General features: G+C 41.6%; 21 protein-coding genes, 1 tRNA gene and 1 pseudogene. 8 read left to right on the forward strand and 15 right to left on the reverse strand.

Annotated features, from left to right (window positions below):
- Window positions 1-109 precede the first annotated feature (109 nt).
- The 9 genes from BROSI_RS04620 to glnA form a co-directional block, all read right to left on the reverse strand.
- Window positions 110-2275 (reverse strand): cytochrome ubiquinol oxidase subunit I, encoded by a 2166-nt coding sequence (locus BROSI_RS04620; RefSeq protein ID WP_052562601.1) that lies wholly within the window; start codon window positions 2273-2275, stop codon window positions 110-112.
- A gap of 58 nt (window positions 2276-2333) precedes the next feature.
- Window positions 2334-3086, reverse strand: coding sequence for a carboxypeptidase regulatory-like domain-containing protein (locus BROSI_RS04625; protein WP_157842384.1), 753 nt, complete (start codon window positions 3084-3086; stop codon window positions 2334-2336).
- 417 nt (window positions 3087-3503) lie between these two features.
- The gene (locus tag BROSI_RS04630; protein WP_052562603.1) at window positions 3504-4157 is read right to left on the reverse strand and encodes a carboxypeptidase-like regulatory domain-containing protein; all 654 of its coding nucleotides are present in this window, start codon (window positions 4155-4157) and stop codon (window positions 3504-3506) included.
- A complete protein-coding gene (locus tag BROSI_RS04635) occupies window positions 4118-4603 on the reverse strand; it encodes a hypothetical protein (protein ID WP_052562604.1) in 486 nt (161 codons plus the stop codon). The genes BROSI_RS04630 and BROSI_RS04635 overlap by 40 nt, the downstream gene beginning before the upstream one ends.
- Window positions 4604-5350: 747 nt before the next feature.
- Window positions 5351-5575 carry a hypothetical protein gene (locus BROSI_RS04640; protein ID WP_052562605.1) on the reverse strand — a complete coding sequence of 75 codons (225 nt, stop codon included), beginning with the start codon at window positions 5573-5575 and terminating at the stop codon, window positions 5351-5353.
- A gap of 25 nt (window positions 5576-5600) precedes the next feature.
- Window positions 5601-6017 (reverse strand): CBS domain-containing protein, encoded by a 417-nt coding sequence (locus tag BROSI_RS04645; RefSeq protein ID WP_052562606.1) that lies wholly within the window; start codon window positions 6015-6017, stop codon window positions 5601-5603.
- Window positions 5968-6783 (reverse strand): hypothetical protein, encoded by an 816-nt coding sequence (locus BROSI_RS04650; RefSeq protein ID WP_052562607.1) that lies wholly within the window; start codon window positions 6781-6783, stop codon window positions 5968-5970. The genes BROSI_RS04645 and BROSI_RS04650 overlap by 50 nt, the downstream gene beginning before the upstream one ends.
- Before the next feature lie 6 nt (window positions 6784-6789).
- Complete coding sequence (locus BROSI_RS04655; RefSeq protein WP_052562608.1) at window positions 6790-7581, reverse strand: carbonic anhydrase; 792 nt, start codon at window positions 7579-7581, stop codon at window positions 6790-6792.
- Between the two features lie 162 nt (window positions 7582-7743).
- Window positions 7744-9090 (reverse strand): type I glutamate--ammonia ligase, encoded by a 1347-nt coding sequence (gene glnA / locus BROSI_RS04660; protein ID WP_052562609.1) that lies wholly within the window; start codon window positions 9088-9090, stop codon window positions 7744-7746.
- 310 nt (window positions 9091-9400) lie between these two features.
- Here glnA and BROSI_RS04665 point away from each other — a divergent pair, with 310 nt between their 5' ends.
- The 3 genes from BROSI_RS04665 to BROSI_RS19700 all read left to right on the forward strand — a co-directional run bounded on the left by BROSI_RS04665 (window position 9401) and on the right by BROSI_RS19700 (window position 10621).
- Window positions 9401-9856 carry an MOSC domain-containing protein gene (locus tag BROSI_RS04665; protein WP_052562610.1) on the forward strand — a complete coding sequence of 152 codons (456 nt, stop codon included), beginning with the start codon at window positions 9401-9403 and terminating at the stop codon, window positions 9854-9856.
- Window positions 9853-10353 carry a MogA/MoaB family molybdenum cofactor biosynthesis protein gene (locus BROSI_RS04670; RefSeq protein ID WP_052562611.1) on the forward strand — a complete coding sequence of 167 codons (501 nt, stop codon included), beginning with the start codon at window positions 9853-9855 and terminating at the stop codon, window positions 10351-10353. The genes BROSI_RS04665 and BROSI_RS04670 overlap by 4 nt, the downstream gene beginning before the upstream one ends.
- 97 nt (window positions 10354-10450) lie before the next feature.
- On the forward strand, window positions 10451-10621 hold the full coding sequence (locus BROSI_RS19700) for a hypothetical protein (RefSeq protein WP_157842385.1): 171 nt from the start codon (window positions 10451-10453) through the stop codon (window positions 10619-10621).
- Between the two features lie 132 nt (window positions 10622-10753).
- Here the strand turns inward: BROSI_RS19700 and BROSI_RS19705 are convergent, their stop codons facing one another.
- Window positions 10754-10915, reverse strand: a complete 162-nt coding sequence (locus BROSI_RS19705; RefSeq protein WP_157842386.1) for a hypothetical protein — start codon at window positions 10913-10915, stop codon at window positions 10754-10756.
- A 234-nt stretch (window positions 10916-11149) separates the two neighbouring features.
- Window positions 11150-11506, reverse strand: a complete 357-nt coding sequence (locus BROSI_RS04675; protein WP_052562612.1) for a hypothetical protein — start codon at window positions 11504-11506, stop codon at window positions 11150-11152.
- A 107-nt stretch (window positions 11507-11613) separates the two neighbouring features.
- On the opposite strand from BROSI_RS04675, the pseudogene BROSI_RS20980 reads away from it, so the two are divergent.
- Window positions 11614-11901, forward strand: a pseudogene (locus tag BROSI_RS20980) (tyrosine-type recombinase/integrase); the annotation flags it as partial.
- A gap of 20 nt (window positions 11902-11921) precedes the next feature.
- On the opposite strand, the gene BROSI_RS04680 reads toward BROSI_RS20980, so the two are convergent.
- Window positions 11922-11998 (reverse strand) — tRNA-Met (locus tag BROSI_RS04680).
- Window positions 11999-12210: 212 nt separating this feature from the next.
- On the opposite strand from BROSI_RS04680, the gene purD reads away from it, so the two are divergent.
- From purD to BROSI_RS04705, 4 genes are all read left to right on the forward strand, one after another.
- On the forward strand, window positions 12211-13491 hold the full coding sequence (purD, locus tag BROSI_RS04685; RefSeq protein ID WP_052562613.1) for a phosphoribosylamine--glycine ligase: 1281 nt from the start codon (window positions 12211-12213) through the stop codon (window positions 13489-13491).
- A gap of 13 nt (window positions 13492-13504) precedes the next feature.
- Window positions 13505-14161, forward strand: coding sequence for a class I SAM-dependent methyltransferase (locus tag BROSI_RS04690; RefSeq protein ID WP_052565645.1), 657 nt, complete (start codon window positions 13505-13507; stop codon window positions 14159-14161).
- A gap of 261 nt (window positions 14162-14422) precedes the next feature.
- Window positions 14423-16651, forward strand: coding sequence for an ATP-dependent helicase (locus BROSI_RS04695; RefSeq protein WP_052562614.1), 2229 nt, complete (start codon window positions 14423-14425; stop codon window positions 16649-16651).
- A 431-nt stretch (window positions 16652-17082) separates the two neighbouring features.
- On the forward strand, window positions 17083-17313 hold the full coding sequence (locus tag BROSI_RS04705) for a hypothetical protein (RefSeq protein ID WP_052562616.1): 231 nt from the start codon (window positions 17083-17085) through the stop codon (window positions 17311-17313).
- Window positions 17314-17464: 151 nt separating this feature from the next.
- Here BROSI_RS04705 and BROSI_RS04710 read toward each other — a convergent pair whose 3' ends face one another.
- From BROSI_RS04710 to BROSI_RS04720, 3 genes are all read right to left on the reverse strand, one after another.
- Window positions 17465-17974, reverse strand: coding sequence for a hypothetical protein (locus tag BROSI_RS04710; RefSeq protein ID WP_052562617.1), 510 nt, complete (start codon window positions 17972-17974; stop codon window positions 17465-17467).
- Window positions 17975-18243: 269 nt separating this feature from the next.
- A complete protein-coding gene (locus BROSI_RS04715; protein ID WP_157842388.1) occupies window positions 18244-18612 on the reverse strand; it encodes a hypothetical protein in 369 nt (122 codons plus the stop codon).
- Window positions 18613-18725: 113 nt separating this feature from the next.
- A complete protein-coding gene (locus BROSI_RS04720; protein WP_052562619.1) occupies window positions 18726-19037 on the reverse strand; it encodes a hypothetical protein in 312 nt (103 codons plus the stop codon).
- Window positions 19038-19518 lie beyond the last annotated feature (481 nt).

The raw sequence follows: 19518 nt of genomic DNA on the forward strand, positions 1-19518 counted from the left end.
AAATTCACGAACCACTCATCACGGTTTTCACAACACCTTTAACCCCTCAGCCTTTTACCTATCATTAATTCGAGTACTGTTTTGGTATCAAGTCTTGTTTTCAAGAATACTACGTATAATGCTCCGGATGAGGCTCTGTTAACTCAAACTCTTCTTTCAAAACACCTTTCTCCTTTTTTTCTCCCAGGTTAGCCAACCAAAATACGAATGCAACCAAACCCAGGAAGAGCGCTACGATCAAACCAACAACCCTTCCCATAAACGATAATGTTGGCGTGTATGCCCACTGCGAGGTATCCTGCAACACACCATAGATGTGCCAATCCATTCTCAGACCAGAACGTATAAAGCCCATAAGCCCCATCAGTATAACAATAACCACACACAGGAGAATCAACGCATACTGGGATCTCACCGGCATCTTTCCCCACACGATACCACCCACAATTTTAGCTTTACGAAACATAAAGATATCTATAACAGCATTCATGATCAGACAACTCATCACAACCGAAACCTGAGTTACAGACAAGTACCTCAGCACCAGGTTGGCCTTCTGCATGACTTCAAAACCATAATACCAGAAATAGAGCACAGCAATACATGCCGTGACCGCAAACAACAGAGACTGCGCCAGCTTCCCTTTATTTTTAAACGTCAGGAATACCGCCAGACAGACAACGAATGACTGGATATAAAGCGCGCGTATGAGCGGTTTCACGAAAACCTTTATATTCGCTTCCAATTCCACAAAATTGAGCGAAATCGCATAAGAAACCAGCATCAATAAACAAAATATCAGGGCAGAAAATATCCCTATCTTGCCGACACGCCCCTGTTCAGAAAATGGCACCATCTCCCCCTTATTGCTCCGCCTGTAAATCAAAAAGGAGAAAAAGGTCGCTAAAATGATCAGATTCACCACGGCATTTTTCGCCGCCATAACTCCGAAATATTTAGAGAAAGGATGGTACTGCTCACCAATCATAGCCCTTTCTTCTCCACTTAGCGGCAGATTATGAGGGGTAAGCCACACTGCGAAACACATAAAGATAACAAAAATAAGATATTTAATGAACTTTGTGTAGCGTTCAGACCCTTTAATCCTTCCCATTCCAAGCCACAGGTAGTAATTAGCACCAATAAAGAGCATGCCAATCAGGATTGCCTGAATAATAAATGTCCAAGAGAATGCCCCCCCCATCATGATATTACCCATCACAGGACTGGCGCTATATACTTCTCGTCCCAGCCAATAACCAGCAAAGGGAAGAGGAATCAATGCCCCTACTCCTATAAAGTTTCCGACATAACCCATCCAATCATAATGTGCCTTTTCTTCTTCTGTCTTTGCACCCAGAAATTTGACCGCAGCGTAGGCTCCCACCACAAAACCGCCAAAACACACATTAGCAATCAACCGATGAATGTTTACAGGCATCCAAAGCGGATTATATATGGCATGATACAAGCTAAGAACCTTTCCCGTCGCCGGCACAATCCCTGCCGGGCTCATCATGTACGTAGCCCAAGAGTTGGTCAAAAACATAAGCCCTGTACCAAAGAGATTGAGGAGAACACCCAGAGTGATGTGGAACCACTTCTTCGCCGCTGTCCCTTTTAGGAGTTCCCACGAATAATAGTACCCATACAAGGTAAATGCCTCACCGAAGAACATCAGCGCATAAACATACATGGTCGGCGCAAAGACGTTCGTCATGTGGCCCATAAATTCGGGATACAAACCGAACAAGCAAAACCCAAGCAAACCACCCAATGACGCAGTCGTGGCAAAGGCCGCAGAAAGTAACTTGGTAAACTCCTTTGCCATTTTATCATATTTGATGTCACCACCTTTAAAACCCACAATCTCCACAATCACCGCAAAGATGGGAACACCAAGCACAAAGGCAGCAAACATAAGGTGCAACTCAGACACGACCCAGACAATCGTTCGGGGGTCCATACCAAAAAATGTCCGGTATTGAACCGGGGCCATTTCCTCTTCTTCTATCGCCGCAGTAACGGTTCCTGCACCCTCCACAGGTTGCCCCTCAGGCAATTGAGATGATGCCGATGGCTGACTCGCCTCAAATTGAGGCAATTCTACGCCAGTTGCCGGAACCTCACCTTCTTTTGTCGCTTGCGCTGGCACATCAGCCGCAACCACCCTTTGAGAAGAAGAAAAAAACGAAACAAGAGAGAGAAAAATTAATAAAAAAACAACAAAAGCACTTCTTTTTGCAAATCCCAACAATATCTTCAAATTATTCATTAGTGGTGCGCCTTTTTATTCGAGTAAGTTACACATTTCGATAAAAGTATAATCACAGTTATTTTTTTGCATAGACAAAGTCTACCGTAGTTTCTTCTTTAGGCTTTACAGCCACATCGCTTGTCTTTTTTCCAAGCTTTTCCTGCCAGGCTTCAATCTTATACGAACCTGACGGCACATTCTCTATCTTAAAACGCCCATTCTCATCCGTAACAGCGAAATAGGGGTTGGCCTTCACTACTATAAATGAACTCATCCATTTGTGAACATCGCACGTTATCTTAACTACTTCAGCGATATCAAATTTCTTCGTCAGTTTTCCACCGCCGGATACCCCCTCATTAAAGCCTGGATTTTTTATTGACCAGGAATGGAGATTGTGCATCACATTGTCACTATTCAGCAGATCAACGCTGGCACCGGCAGATACAGCAAGCACGTGGGGAGTAAACAGACATTCTTTCTGATCCAACACAGCAGCGGCTGTTGCCTCCGCCTTCTTACCCGCAGCAATATCGACTAAGGAAACTACAACGTTTTTGATACCCCTGGACTCTCCATTTATCACCAATTCCTCTGATTGTTTATTTTCATGACCACAGGTCTGCTCATCTTTATCAACCTTTAATACTTTCACAGCTGGAACATCACCATCATATTTAACTATCCCAGTAATCGTTCCACCATCCTTCACATCGATCTCTTTGTAAGCCTCTGCCTTTGCCGTATGACCTACCCATACCACATTGGCCATTACGCCAAATACCAAACCACCAACAATAGATACGTATCGCAAATTTTTCACCATCATTACCTCCCTATTCATCTTTTTTAAAACACGAGAACTTTGCTTAGTATAACCAACACAAAGACGCGCATAATACATTTACGAAGAGAATTTGTCAACCGCAAATTTAGTCACAGCACAAACAGAAACTAGGAATTCTGTGCTTTTTGAAAAAACTTGGCAATTGGGAAACTAGCAATAACAATATTTATTCCTTTTTGGAAAAAAACAAGAAAAAACAAAAAAATTACATAACTAATTAAATTTCAAATTGTTAGTTTTTGATATCACTGGATAAAAAAAGTACTCTCCAATTTTAGCAGTTAAGACCTAATTTCAACAATGCAACAATGGTTTCAATAAAGTATTCCAAAATTATTTATATTCACTAAAATATCTTTATTTTCCCTTTGCGATAAAATCCAAAGCCATCAATTCACATTAATTTAATGTCCTCTTCAACGTTTCAATCTCTTTAGGATTTGTAAGCCTGCCGGATTCCACTATCACATCTGGCTCCATCTTGAACCGCCTGACCCACGTAGCCTCTGACGGATGTTTCCAATACAGCTTGTACAGTCCAGGCGACACATTCATAAAATGATATACACCATCATTATCTGTTATAGCCTCAAGTTCAATGGCCCCTTCCACGGGGCGGTACCCTTTGGTTAACACCCCTCCCTTTTCTAACATTTGCAACTTTACCTGACAATCTGGAAGAGGTTTTCCACTGTGCAATATTCTCCCTTCAACCTTGCCAAGATTTGGGTCCTGAACAACAGGTTTTTCTTTCTCCAGACCTTCTTCAACAGTATCTGCACTTCCCTTATTCAATGATTCACTTGTCGGTTTTTGTTTCAGTTCAGACGTTTCGGTATCGGGTCCATGTATTTTTTCCTCTGCAACAGACTCATCTTCATCTACACCCGTTGTCACACTTTCTACTTCCATCTTCGGCAGACCGCTTTCCACCGACGCCCTTTCCACTTTCTTCTTTTTAGTCTTTAGCCGATAGTATTTTCCCCCGATTGCCTTTTCGGCAGGAGACGTCCTTATCTCATCTGCAATCCTACTTTCCCCGCTATTTTCCACTGTAGAGACAGAAATCCGCCCGTCGGTTTGTTCCTTTTTTCTTTTTTCACATCCACATCCATTGCCTTTGGTTTGCTTTCGACCTCATCGGGAACCGCCTTTACCTGCTTCTCCCCAGGCAACAAAGACATCTTAAGCGAAGAAATCACAGAGGTGGGGATGAGTACCTGGATGGCATCTTCTGTAATCTCTTTGATCTTGCATTCTATGGCCATATCCGTGCCATTAAGAGAAATTACATCAGGGTAATTTTTGGTATCCAGAAACTGCATCTGCAAAAATTTTAGATCTTTTTTTACTATTATGGCACTGATATGTTCCTCCTTAACATCTGTTACCCTGAGATCGACATCCTTACCATCATTCTTTAACGTTATTGTATCCCCATTCACAATGATGGAGAAACCCGCGAACATGCACAATACAATAGTCACGAATTTTGTCATCAACAACTATTCCTGCGATAAACCTATATTAAATTATTAAAATCAATTAACCTTATCTGCTTACAGGATCTGGGTTATTTCATGTCGGAAATTCACAGTATACCGAGAACGTCCTGATCAAGACCGATTCCTAAATAATTGCAATAGTTTAACATCCGCTGGTCTCCTATCAACTAAAAAAGAAAGGATACCTCGCCTTTGGACGCGGCCCCCCTGCTTTTAAAAAATTCTCCAACTGCTAATGCTGTTACCTTACAACCTTTACCTTTGCTGTAATTATCTCACCTTCTTCTGGTGGACGACAGCCTTCAGCAGGTATCAGGGTTACCACTATTCCAGCACTTTTCTCCCTCCCGAGTCCTTCTCATCCAAAGAAGCAGACGGCGTTGGCGTTGGTACAACCTGACTTATATCTCTCGTCGTTGTGTAAATATAATCACCCTTATTTGTAAAGTTTCCGTTCGCCTCATTTCCCGCTGTATAGAAAGCAATTGGGCATGGAACTTCAGAAGAGGGGCACAGTCCATGTTACATTCCAGGAGGCATTTCCGGATTGATTGCTGCCGGCTGAGGTGTGTTTTATGTAATTTCCTTTTCCGTCATCAGTTTGAATCTTGTTATCAACACTGCTGGATACACCAGCATAGTTATCGTCCGCATTAAGCGCCGACGGTAATAGCTATTGTTTTGAAATCACTCTTTTGTCGCTGATTGAGTCTTTTGTATACATCCCTATGTTAGCAAATGTCATCGCTTGAGAGCACATGGCGATAAGCAATCCATGCAGATACCCTCTTCCCATTCTTCCTGAACAAATTCTATCCAATCTTCAGGGGCATTACGGCAGGATAAACATATTCCGAGATCACAAAGTCCTCCGGTTGTATTGTCTGAATCCTTTATTGCTGCGCCACAACAAGCACATTGCCACGTAATCATGTCGCTACTTATATGACCACCAACATCACACATGGGATTCTCCTTTTTACTTTAAACCTCATTTCTTCTTTCCGCTCTCATCCACAAAATATTGCAATACGTCAGTCTCAGTAATCATACCAAGTAACTTGTTCTTGTCTTTTACCACGGGTAGCCCCCCCACCTTCTTGTCGATCATAATCTGGGCTGCTTCCTCAATTGTTGCATCGGGGGCAATGGTAATCACATTTTTCGTCATTACATCTGAAACCTTGATGGAATCCAGAAATTCCTTATTTTCCTTCCAGTTCGTAAGGATAGACGTCAATGATGCACGATAGAGGTCTCTTTGTGTCAAGATGCCAACCACATTCTCTCCTTTCACAACAGGTAAATGCCGTATCCTCCCCAAATACATGATGTCGTTTGCAAAACCAAGCTTTGAATCAGCATTCAAGGTTACCAGTTGCGTTTTCATCACATCTTTTACAAGCATCTTTTTCCTCCATTTCTATGGCGTTTTTAAGTTTCTCTTCCCACTCCGGTCCATAATGATTTTCAAGATTTTTTTGTATCTTCTCTTGCCATTTACGATACGCCTGCTTTATCGTATTAATAGGTTGATGCTTTTCCGACAAATACAGGATATTGCACGTTTGTCTGGGTACAGGTATCAAAATATAGTCCGATGCTTCCGTACCATCTGCCGATAACGTCACAAGGCGAACATCCTTTGTTTTTAATATTTTTTCTCTCGCAACGGACACATCACCATTGTTAACAAATATATTCCGGATCGCTTCCCCATCGTCTCTAATTGCAAAAAAGGCTTGCCACTCCCTCTTGTAAACAAGCTTCTTATATGAACTGGCTGCAGTGTATTCATTAAATATACACGGGCCGCTCATTTTCTCATACAATGATTCACCTGCCTCATCAGGATATCCCATACATTGCCTGGGACGATGTTTATAAATGCTGCAGCGCAAGTCCATCTTCAGAGAGGCATCTGTAGTACCCGCAAAAATAGTGAAATCCAAAAACTTACAAGAATCGTACAATTCGTTATTGTATCCTTCACTAGCCACCAATAACTTAACATAAGGATAACCGGTACCTTTTTTCCACAGGGACTTAAAAAAACCAAGATGTCCGTTGTTCGACGGGATGACGCAGGTAAAACAGCACATCCCATCCGAACATTCATTTTCCGCAAAGGTTATATTGCTGTAATTTTTATGTACCGGGCAAATGATACTCATAAAGTTCTATACCGTTATCCGGGTTACCTTTTCGTCAATTAATCCGCTAACAACCTTATATCCCTCACTCTTCTCATCATAATTCGGCATTCTCTTTATAATGTTTCTTGCATTATTCTGAAGATCTATAGGATTAATGATACCGTTAATATTAGTAATCAAAACTCTGCCCAGTTGTTTCGAATACGCACCAACAAAGTCATAAACCCCGCCAATAATTGTCAATTTATTTTCTTTTACCCTGTCACCGTAATATTTTAATGTCTTTTCTATCTGGTAGTCCACGTTGATTTGACTCAGATAAGCCAGTTCCTTCATTTCATTTTGAATTTTTCTTAAATCAGATATCCCCCGCTCAATGGGTATAGTTAAAGGAAGCATCTCGGACTTTATCTCGTGAGTAAGCAATGAATAATCCGTCTTCATCAGCTTATCAAAGGACTTTGCCAGATTCATAATCTCTTTGGACTGCGTTATACAGGCATGGGTAGCAAATTTTACTGCCCCACAATCGGTATGCCCTAGTACAAGCATGACAGGGGTATTAAGGACAAAGAGTGAATATTCGATGGAACCTCTATTTACAGCAAACTGGTTACCGGCATTCCGAATAATAAATACCTTGTTAAAGATGTCCCTTCCCAGGATTTCACCCTGAACCCTGGAATCGGCACACGTAAGGAGAGTAATGTAGGGATTCTGGTGTGTGGCATATGCCAGAAACTTCGTCTCTTCTGTATTTTTTACAAACGCCTCATTATGTACGAGCAGATGACGAAAAATATTTCCAACTTCCATAATATCCTCCTTAACAAAATTAAACTATTCATATATATTAAAGTTTTATTCATTCTCACTGTACTGAGACTCTATTGTTCTCAATGTAATAAGCTGTTCTCAAAGATACGGTATCTGAAGTTTAAAAAACGTACAACTTTAATATATTATATTTTAATTCTGTTATGTCGTCTCGAAATATTTTTTATGTTCCCACTCGGTTACCTGTATCCTGTATTCATCCCATTCAGCCACTTTTGCATGGATATACACCTGGTAAGTATGAGAACCTAATGCAGCTTCCATCAGTTTGCTTTTCTTTAATTCCTCGATTGCTTCACCTAAGGAGCCTGGAAGGGTGGCGATATTGCGGTATGCCAATTCATCCTTATCAAACTCGTAGACATTCTCTTCAACGGGATTAGGAGGCGTAACGCCTCTTCTAATACCATCAAGCCCTGCTTCCAGCATTACTGCAAGGGCAAGGTACGGATTATTACTGGGGTCCGGGCATCTCAACTCTGCCCTCGTTGCTTGTTCCCTCCCCAGAGAGAATCTTGGAATTCGTATCAGGGCAGAGCGATTCTTTTGCCCCCAGCAGATATACACCGGCGCCTCATACCCAGGCACCAGTCTCTTGTAGGAATTTACTGTTGGAGATAAAATAGCGCTCATCGCACGGACATGCTGAAGTTGCCCCGCAACAAACTGTTTTGCCACCTTGCTGAGCTTATATTCATCCTTTTCATCGAAAAATAGATTCTTTCGTGTCCTGATATCGAAAAAACTCTGATGACAGTGCATCCCGCTGCCACATATCCCAAAGATGGGTTTTGGCATAAAAGTGGCATATAAATCGTGTTGATGCGCAATGGACTTTACTACCTGTTTAAAAGTCAAGGCATTTTCAGCCGTCTTCAATGCCTCGGCATATCTGAAGTCAATCTCATGCTGCCCGGGGGCCACTTCGTGGTGGCTCATCTCAACGTTAAGGCCCATTTTCTCCAGAGTAAAAATAATATCCCTTCTTACGTTTCCTGCAAGGTCTCTCGGCGAAAAGTCAAAATAACTCCCCACGTCGTGTGGTGTGGGTTCCACCTGGCCATCGCTCTTGGGCTTGAACAAGAAAAATTCCAACTCGGGTCCCACATTATATTCAAAGTTCATTTCCCGTGCATTTTTAATTGCCCTTTTCAAAATATATCGGGGGTCTCCTTCGAAAGGAGAACCATCGGGCATATAGACGTCACAAAAGAGCCTGGCCGTGGTCTCTTCTGTCTCCCAGGGAAGCAAGGCATACGTGCTCGTATCAGGCTTCAGATACATATCGCTTTCACAAATTCTTGTAAAACCCTCGATTGAAGAGCCATCAAACCAGATCCCCTTTTCGATGGACTCCGGAAATCTCTCCATAGGTATCGTAACGGCCTTGATATTTCCGTTTATATCAGTAAATTGCAGCTGGACAAGTTTTACATTGTCTTCTTTTGCCCGATTGATAACTGCCAAATCTGTATGCTCACTGGTCATGAAAATTTTCACCTTTCTATAACATTTCGGAAGACAGAAAATCTGGTGTGGTTTTACCGCACTTTGGCTCCAACAAACACAGACTGTTTATCTACAACAAGACGATTAATTCTAATCATATTGTTGTAAAAAAACAAGTAATTTATAACCAGGCCAGTACATGGTTCGTACTTGACACCACAAATACGTCATGCTAAACTTCACCTTGAACTATAAAATTTTGAAACGTTCTCTTTTCTCTTAGATTTGCGTTCCGTGTTCGGATAAGAATGCTGGATAATTCTTAAAATAACCTCTTATGGAGACTATTATGGGAAAGGTTGTTGCCGTCTGCATAAGCGAAAGAAAGGGCACCCAAAAACGGGATGTCGGTACGTGCAAGTTAATCGAGCATTTTGGCCTGGAAGGGGACGCTCATGCCGGAAAATGGCATCGTCAGGTCAGCCTGCTGGCCAGAGAAAGTGCAGATATCATGCGTAAAAAGGGATTAAACATCAAGGACGGCGATTTTGGGGAAAATATTGTAACGGAGGGCATTGAACTAAAATCCCTCCCCATCGGAACCGTTTTTAAAATTGGCGATGAAGTCACTATTCGGGTAACCCAAATCGGCAAGCTCTGTCATGACCGTTGCGCTATTTATTATAAAGCAGGCGATTGTATTATGCCAAGGGAAGGTATCTTTGCCGAAATTCTTACCGGTGGCACCGTTAAAGTAGGGGATGAAATTACGATGCTTGAAAAGGGTGCAGAAGTCACGGTATGATACGAGCAGCCATCTTAACGCTAAGCGACAAAGGCTCAAGGGGGGAGCGGGAGGATAAGAGCGGAGAGGTCATCCGCAACATGCTTCTGGGCATTGATGCCACCATCACGGCCTATGAAGTCATCCCTGATGAAAAGGAACTTATCACAAAAAAACTCTTTGAATTCGCCGAAAAAGCCGATCTCATTGTTACCACGGGCGGAACAGGTGTAGGTCCCAGGGATGTAACCCCTGAGGCGACACGAGCAGTTATAGAAAAGGAATTACCCGGTTTTGGAGAGGCCATGCGCATGGAGGGGCTCAAACATACCTCCAGGGCTATGGGCTCAAGGGCTATCGCCGGAATTTACAAACAAACACTCATCATCAACCTTCCTGGCAGCCCAAAAGGTGTTGCAGAAAACCTGGCCGTTGTCCTCCCTGTCATTCCCCATACCGTTGGCCTCATCAAGGGCACAGTCACTGAATGTGCAAAAGATCGTGAAAAGCACGCTTAGTCAGTTGAATCGGATGTTCACTCCAAGGTGAAAAATAAAAAGGTCGTAAAAGCCTTATATTTATTGGCTTTTACGGCGAACAGGAAGTTTTTTTCTCGTGACTACTCGTATCTTCCGGCATGGCAATGCCTCCGGCAGCTTTATCTGCAATGCCTCTAATAATTCACGTGATTGTTGTCGTGGGCGTGGTATCTTCTGGCAATGCGCATTTTGGCCTTTAACAGTCACTTCCATTGAACAAATAGTTGCCAAGGCAATTCTGGGATAATTCCTATCAGGGGTTTCTGAAATTCATGGAACGGCTTAAATTTAGCCATGTGATTGATTCTCCTCGGTTTTTTAGTTTTAATTTTCCCGCCGAGAAGTTCCCTTCCCTGAGCAAAGCAAGGATTGTGGCAGTTTACACATCTTCATTTAAAAACATCCTGTCAATTTCATCGTCCGAAAGATTCAAGTTTGATTTTTTAAAATCTTTTTCCATTTTATCGGTACCTTCAACAATTTTTCTTCCTCCAAGAAAACCAACAACGAAACTAGCAATGCCAGCAATAATTGGTAGCATTTTTTAAATACCTCCTTCCCCTGGTAATTCTTTAATACTTCTTAACGATTTCCCGGTTTTTTGTAATTCACTAATTTCTAACAGGTAACCATTTAGATAAATTGCAAAATTTGACAGTATATCTGTTTCCTTATATGGAAGTTCCCCCCCCAGGACCAAGTTTTTTAGGAATCAACGCATTCCTTGAATCTATCCGCCACTTGGTGTAGTCTCTATAAGTTTTATATGCATCGCTTATAAATAGTTGCAAATCCCATATGTCCTGGCGCGCCCGTAAATACTCGCCATTCCAGAGATTAATTCTGGGCATCCAACTTTGTGTTTATATCTTCGAACTGCTTTTTTATATTTTTCAAAATTTGCATACATGTATGCAAAGTCAGCAGCGGCAAGCGTTGCCCTTCCAAGCGACGACAATGTGACAATTATTTTATGTCCTTTTGTTATAGTTTTTCCTTCTCTTAACCAATGAACTACATTCTTGCTGGCAGTTTCTCTTATTACCCCGCCTACTCTTTCGTACACACCACTATCCAGTCCTTGTTTTACAAGTTCCGGAATAATAAACGACACATCAATTAAATCAAACATATTAATTGCTTGCAGAGAGTTCCTGTTTGCAAAAAAAATGAACTAAATAAATATAAGGAATGGGAATGGATCGATTCTAACCCTACTAGAAAAGCGGGAACAGGTTCGATCCGGACAACCTGCCGAGGTCTTTTCGTGCCCTGAGTAAAAAGGCGGGCATTGAAAAGTTCAGGTTCCATAATTTAAGGCATACCTTTGCAACAAGGCTCATTCAGTGTGGGATTGATGTTTATACCGTTCAGAGGCTTGGCAGATGGAAGAGCATACAGATGGTCCTGCGATATGCACATCACCATGCAGAAAGTTTACGAAGCGGAATAGCAGTGTTGGGCAGGGCAACGGAGAAAATTAGCACAAATTTAGCACAATCACATGAAGAGCGGGCTACGGCATAACCGCAAACCCTTGATTTTATTGGTAGCGGGGGTGGGATTTGAACCCACGGCCTCCGGGTTATGAGCCCGACGAGCTACCAGACTGCTCTACCCCGCGTTATTGTGCAAATATTTACCTGCCTGTATATTCCGCATATCGATAAGTAATCTTTTATCAGTATATCAGTCTGCACTGAACTGTCAAGGATAAAAAAACTTTCCTTTTTTCCCGTCTGTTCTGTTACAATAGTCGTGTTTCTTCAAATCACAAAAAAAGAGAACGGGATATTCCTATTTAACCATTCCTCAAAAATTAAGGCAGAAAACCAAATGAAAATATTGATTATTGGAAGCGGAGGACGAGAACACGCACTTGCATGGAAAATTGCACAATCACCACTGGTAAAACAAATTTTCTGCGCACCGGGAAATCCAGGAATTGCAGAAGTTGCTGAATGCATCGATATTGAGGCAGAAAATATTGATGGTCTTTACAATTTTGCCGTAAAACAAAAAATAGATCTGACCGTTGTTGGTCCGGAAGATACCTTGATGGCCGGCATCGTTGACAGATTCAGGGACGAACATCTGAATATATTCGGACCCACCAAAAGGGCATCGTTCCTTGAGGGAAGCAAGGTCTTTGCAAAAACACTTATGAGAAAACACGGCATCCCTACCGCAGATTTTAAGGTCTTTGAAGATGTAAAACAGGCAAAAAAACATCTGTCGACGTGCGAATTCCCTTTGGTTATTAAAGCCGATGGTTTGGCTAAGGGAAAAGGTGTGTTTATCTGTAAGACATTGGAAGAGGCCAGCAAACACATAGATGATATCATGAAGGAAAAAATCTTTGGACGCGCGGGTGACAAGGTCGTCATCGAAGAGTTTCTTTCAGGAGAAGAGGTCTCCATGCTTGCAATTACCGATGGAAATACCATTTTACCCCTTCCATCTGTGCAAGATCACAAAGCCATTTATGATGGCGACAAGGGACCCAATACCGGCGGTATGGGAGCATACACACCTGTGCCATCGATTACAGAAGATATGCAGCTTTCCATAGAGGAAAATATCTTGGTGCCCATCATTCATGCCATGAAGAGAGAAAACCGACCTTATAGTGGCGTCATTTATGCAGGATTGATAATCACAAGCACCGGCCCAAAAGTGCTTGAATTTAATGCCCGATTTGGTGATCCGGAGACTCAGGTACTTCTCATGAGAATGAAGAGTGATTTGGTTCCACTCCTTTTATCAACAGGAAAGAATACTTTAGAGGATACTGAAATTGAATGGGATAACGGCGCCTCCCTATGCGTAGTTATGGCCTCCAAGGGCTATCCCGATAAATATGAAAAGGGGTTTCCCATTTCAGGACTGGAAACCATAAGAGGACTGGATAATATCCAGGTCTTTCATGCCGGGACCTCCATGAAAGATGGCAAAGTTGTAACTAATGGCGGGCGGGTGCTGGCGGTCACCGCATTGGGGAAAAATGCACCAGAGGCGCAGAAGGCCGTTTACGGTGCAATTCAAAAATTATCTTTCGAGGGAGCGCATTATCGGAGAGATATTGGTGCAAAGGCTATTTATCGAAAGACTTCGTAAAATGAAAATAATTATGAAAAAATCTATTCCTTCTTCCCCTGTTTTTTTGTATATAATAACAGTTTTCTGCATTCTTATCAGTAGCATTTTACCATCGTTGTTTGCAAATAATCAGGATAAACAGTTTTGGGATAAGAAATACGAAACGGAGGCCTATATCTTTGGTAAAGAACCGGTTGAATTCCTGAAGGAACATATTGATATACTGCCCAGGGGAAAGGCTCTGGATATTGCCATGGGTGAGGGACGTAATGCCGTGTTCCTGGCAGAAAACGGGTTTGCGGTGGATGGTTGTGATATCTCAGAAATAGCTGTTAAAAAAGCAAAAGAACTGGCAAAGGAACATAATGTTGCGATCCATGCCTTCGTTGCTGATTTAGAGACTTCCAAACTGCCCAAAGATACCTACGATGTGATAGCATGTTTTTATTATCTGCAACGCGACCTTATTCCTCAGATGAAAGAGGCGTTAAAACCGGGAGGGATGATTATTTACGAGACCTATACCATAGAAAACCGTGAACGCGGGTTCGAAGGACCTAAAAACAAGGATTATTTATTAAAACCGAATGAACTTTTAGACCTTTTCAAAGATCTGAAAATTATTTATTACCGGGAACTGGTTTTAAACAACAAAAAGGCCATTGCGAGCCTGATTGCAAAGAAATGAGGAAATAGTTCACCACGGATTTCACGGAATTCTCCGAGAGAATAAATAGACCGCTCCTAAGGAGCTAATTATCCGTGCGAGATATAATCTATTTACTACAAACAGTATACTCCTGACGGAGCTGAAAGGATAATTCTTTTGTAAAAGTTCCGTAGGAACGACCTGTTTGTAGAAATGGAATGTAATGAATCAAATAAAGCTCCCTAGGAGCGACATGCTGGTAGTAGAATTAGTTTTTAACAAAGGAATGTCAATAATATTATGTCGTTATTACAGGACGTTACAGACAAGCAACGCGAAGCTATTACCCACATCGAAGGCCCTCTTTTAGTGGTAGCAGGCGCCGGCAGCGGAAAAACACGTGTAATTACACGCCGCATCGGTTATCTGATGTCGCAGGGCGTAAAGCCTTACAACATTCTCGCCATTACCTTTACCAACAAGGCTTCGGACGAAATGTGTGAACGGGTAAAACAATTTTCAACACACAAAGGACTCTGGGTCTCCACATTTCATAAAATGTGTTCACGGATCCTGAGAAGCAACATCGACCGGCTTGGATATTCAAGGGACTTTAGCATTTATGACACAACCGATCAACTGAGCCGGGTGAAGTCCATTATGGCCGAGCTTCAGCTAGATACCGCACAGTGGAAACCTCGCACTATTGTAAGCTCCATTAGCAATGCCAAAAATAAACTCATTGACCCCGAAACCTTTGCCACAACTACTTCAGGCTATTATAATCGCAACGTTGCCCAGATTTATAAAAAATACCAGGCCCTTCTGAAAGCCAACAATGCCCTGGATTTTGATGATCTCCTGATAAAAACCATAGAACTATTTAAGACACATCCCGATATTTTAGAGATGTATCAGGACAAATTCAGGTTTATCCTCATCGATGAATATCAGGACACCAATTACTCCCAGTATACCATTACACGACTCCTGGCAAACAGATACAGAAACATCTGTGTGACGGGGGATCCGGATCAGTCTATCTATGGCTGGCGAGGGGCGGATATCCGAAACATTATGGATTTTGAGAAGGATTATCCTGATGCCAGGGTAGTGCTGTTGGAACAAAACTACCGTTCTACAAAACATATCCTCCATGCAGCTTCCAGCATAATTCAACAAAACAAATACCGAAAACAGAAGAGCCTGTGGACGGAAAATGTCCTGGGAGAAAAGATCAGGGTTGTTTCCTGTGAAAATGAGCACGGTGAAGCAGATGAAATCGCAAGGTTAATCAAAGGACTGAACGTCCAGGGTACTCAATATTCTGATATTGCATTATTTTACCGTACCAATGCTCAATCTCGTGTGCTGGAAATCTCTTTAAGAAATGCCGGAATTCCTTACACCATTGTTGGGGGTGTTGAATTTTATCAAAGGAAGGAAATAAAAGATATCCTCTCCTATTTGAGATTGTGTGTCAATCCGCATGACGAAGTTGCGCTGGAACGTGCCATCAATACCCCCACACGGGGTATAGGAAATACCACCGTTAAAAAACTGGAAGGCTGGGCAACTGCACATGGCACAACTCTTTTTGATGCCATACAACAGGTTGACTTAATATCCGAAATTACCGGCAAATCAGCCTTGTCAATAAAAAGGTTTTCTGAACTCATCTTGAATTTACAGCAATTGCCAAGATCGCCTGTAGAAAACACTATCAAACAAGTAATTGAAAAAACAAACTATTTCGCATTTCTCCGGGAATCCGGAGAAATGGAATCGAATGATCGCGTTGCCAACGTGGAAGAATTGGTCAATGCTGCTCATGAATATGACATAAACTATGGAGAGGGTACCTTACAGGGATTTTTAGAGGAAGTGGCGCTTGTCTCTGCCGTGGATGAATTGGAAGATACTGCTGAAGCTGTAACCCTCATGACACTCCACACGGCCAAGGGATTGGAATTCCCCGTTGTCTTTCTTACTGGCATGGAAGATGGGTTATTGCCCCACTCAGAATCAAACGACTCGGACGAAGAGATCGAAGAGGAAAGAAGGCTTTGTTACGTGGGCATCACACGGGCAATGAAGGAACTCTTCCTTACCCATGCCAAACGCAGGATGCGGTACGGGCAGATGGACCTCTGCAGACCATCCAGGTTTTTGGATGAGATACCAGATGAAATTTTAGATAAAATCGACAGAACAAATCGTGATTATTCTTATAACACGTATCGCGCAAAAAACCTGCCACAATCAATGAACAACAGGGCGCAGACATCTTTTCAAACACCTTCCAATTTTGATTTCTATAGTGATGCCACTGATTCTGCAAGTATTGCCGCCGGAGAAAATCCCTTTTCGTTTTCAAGTGGAGAAGTGGTCAGACACCCCCTTTTTGGCATTGGAAGGATACTGGAAGTCTCTGGCAGCAATGAAAAGGCAAGCGTCAAGGTGAGTTTTAATGTTGGTGGGACAAAGCATCTCATGCTGGCATATGCAAAATTAGAGCGGGTAAAATAAAAACCAATGATAAAATTTCGTCAAGTGGGCATTGCTATATATAAGGCCTGATGCTGAAATAAATTCAGTAGTTACCTGCAATCACCGGCAGCTTTTCAGTTCTTCATAGCACCACCAAAAACTCCCTACACTCCTAATTTAAATCTTAATCTGATTCCGACGATCCTTTCTTCCTTTGAAGTTCTTCCCAGTGTTGTAAGGGGGATATGCAAATATAAGATTGATAGAGCCGTCAGGAACGTACTGCGAAGAGACTCTAACGCATCGTCCCATATCACTATATGACCTTCTTTTTCAAAAACTTTCATAGGTGTATGATCATGAAATTACGAAAAAATTCTCCATCACACAATAATTTATAACCTGAATCTTACACAAATACACGATAGAAAAGGATGAAATCATGAGGATTACCTCATTATAACAGGGAAGTGATCGATAACCATGCCTACTTTCAAATCGTAATGCTTTCCTACAATATCTGGAAGTCGTTTAAGATGCTTGCGGGACATAGCCAGTTGGAGCCGGAGCGACAAGAAGGAAGTAAAGCGAAGCCAAAATGTGCAGCAAGAGAAGTGTTTGACAATACCATACGGATTGCCTGTTTAAAGCTTTTGTTCATAGCAGCCAAGATTGCCGGGCAGCGAATACCCAAGAAGTGAAATATTCACAGTATGATAGCAGGGCGCGGGTCTCTTTTAGTTCATGAGGTATCTTGATGAACATATCCAGCAGATAAGACCCCTGGCTTGACGGTAGGAGATGGCTTTCAAGACACCTTTCAATGCGGGGAATACAGCAAATTGTTTTCCATTAAGGGACAGTAAGGCGTTTGCCTTGAAAGCTGCCACGAAACTCTTTGATAACTGGCGCATCGCCTGGATCTGCCACGTTCACATCAGGGACGTAACACTTGCCGGATACCGTTAAATTGATTTCTTGAAAATTGTTAGAAAATGTTATTAGATGATCGGCGATACAGTTACTCACCACTTCTCCGGGGGATGATTCCGTTGGAGGTAAAACTGATATAGAGAATGTTTTCGCTAAAATCTCATTTTTACCAGTTTTTTTCCATGTGCCTACATCGTTAGTAAATACAACTCCGGCTAACGTAGTATTCTGTATTCCAGACACCGTAGTATACGTACCATCTTTCCCGATTTGAACAATCACTGGGGTAGGTATTCCGTCTTCATCACCTATCGTAAAGTATGTACCAACAAATCTGTCTTTCCCTGCTTCCGACTGGCCCGACATACCCGTCAGAATTATTGCCATGCTAAAAAACATAAATAACAATGATAACCTTCTCCCCGTCATAACAAATCTCCTTTTTTTATTTTTCTGCTTTCAGATTGGGAGGAGCTTCACGATTCTCTTCCTCTAAAATTACCGTACATAAAGAGGGCTTATTGGGCGGCCATTACCCCTTCTTCTTAAAACGTATTGCAGTTGCTTTGGGAAAACGCCTGAAAGTTAGCATTGCTTAATGAAATCCAATGGCTGTTTGTTCGATCACCCCTTTATTATAAAACAGCAAATAGCAAGATTTGATCCCGATCGATTTTTCAACGTTTGGTTAAGCGACGTCATTCTACACGGCCGAATAGGTATAAGCGTGGATCGTTAATGTTTAGATCAGGATCAATAACGCTAAAAAGGAAGAATTTTTCAATTATTTCAATCTGTTTTTGACTAAATGTATCAAATACGCTTGATGCCATGACAAAGTTTTCACATTTCTTGAGGATTAACTTTGACAGGGAATTTGGTAACATTTTTAAATCAAAAAAATTGTTTTTCTTTAAGTATTTTACAATTTCATTTCTGTGGGTTTTTAAGCACGAAAAAATAACTCGAGTTTTTTGATTAAGAGGGAAGACATTTAAGATTATATACGCCAATCCATTAGTTTTTGTTGAAAACATGTCAGTTGAAAATACTGAGCTAACTGCCAAGGTGGGGCTCTCAATATTAATTTCAAAAAGATAATGAACTATATTGCCCCATGACTTCATTAAAAATATTTGGTCGAATTTAATTTTATATAAATGAAATTGATATGCTGCAATTATTTAATTTCACTGTCGTCGATTGGCTTGAAAAGTTGATTGTCGTGCTCCCCGCATAAGCCAGTAAAAGTAGTAGCCTTATTTCTCCCTACATCTTTAAATTCTGCCTTTGGGCCTTCATCAAAATTGATTTTAGGCTGTAGCATTACCACATGGCCATTTTGTTCAATAGCCTGTAATACCCTGCTATTTTGAATCGAATGTGCACGGATTGCTTCTTTTTTGCACTCTTCAAAGGGCCAAAAGCACCGACAAAATTTTTTGTTGATTTGCTTTGCAATAAACCCTTTAAATTCACTGTCGATAGTCATTTTTTAATTCTTTGTCGCTTGACGCAAAGCTGAGTGGCGAGTGCCACTGAATGATAACAACATGCTTGAAACTAATTTGCTCGCCTTAAACCAATACAACCTAAAAAAGCTCATTGTGGCACTCGTTCAACTCCAGCGACTCGTTAAATGGCATTTCCCGTTAATTGATAATTCATAAAATCTACTGTGTTTTTGTACTTGCCTTGTATGTTAACTGGTAATTTCTCGAAAGAACCGAAAAGTCTTTCAAATGGAGCGTAAAAATCTTCTTTAGATACAGGAAGAGCTACAGTAGGTTTAACTGAAGCTGGCCAGTTCAAAACAGACTTGATTTCTTTTTTTGTAACACTTTAGTTCTTTGAAAAATTAACAAGCGATTTTATAGGCCAACCCAGAAGGCGTTTTTACCGTAAGAGCGTTAAAACGCAAAAAAACGCTGGCGTCAGTTTGCCATTTGTGGTATAAAGGGCTTCAGAGAAAA

It is taken from the genome of Candidatus Brocadia sinica JPN1, from assembly GCF_000949635.1.
Classification (GTDB): Bacteria; Planctomycetota; Brocadiia; order Brocadiales; family Brocadiaceae; genus Brocadia; species Brocadia sinica.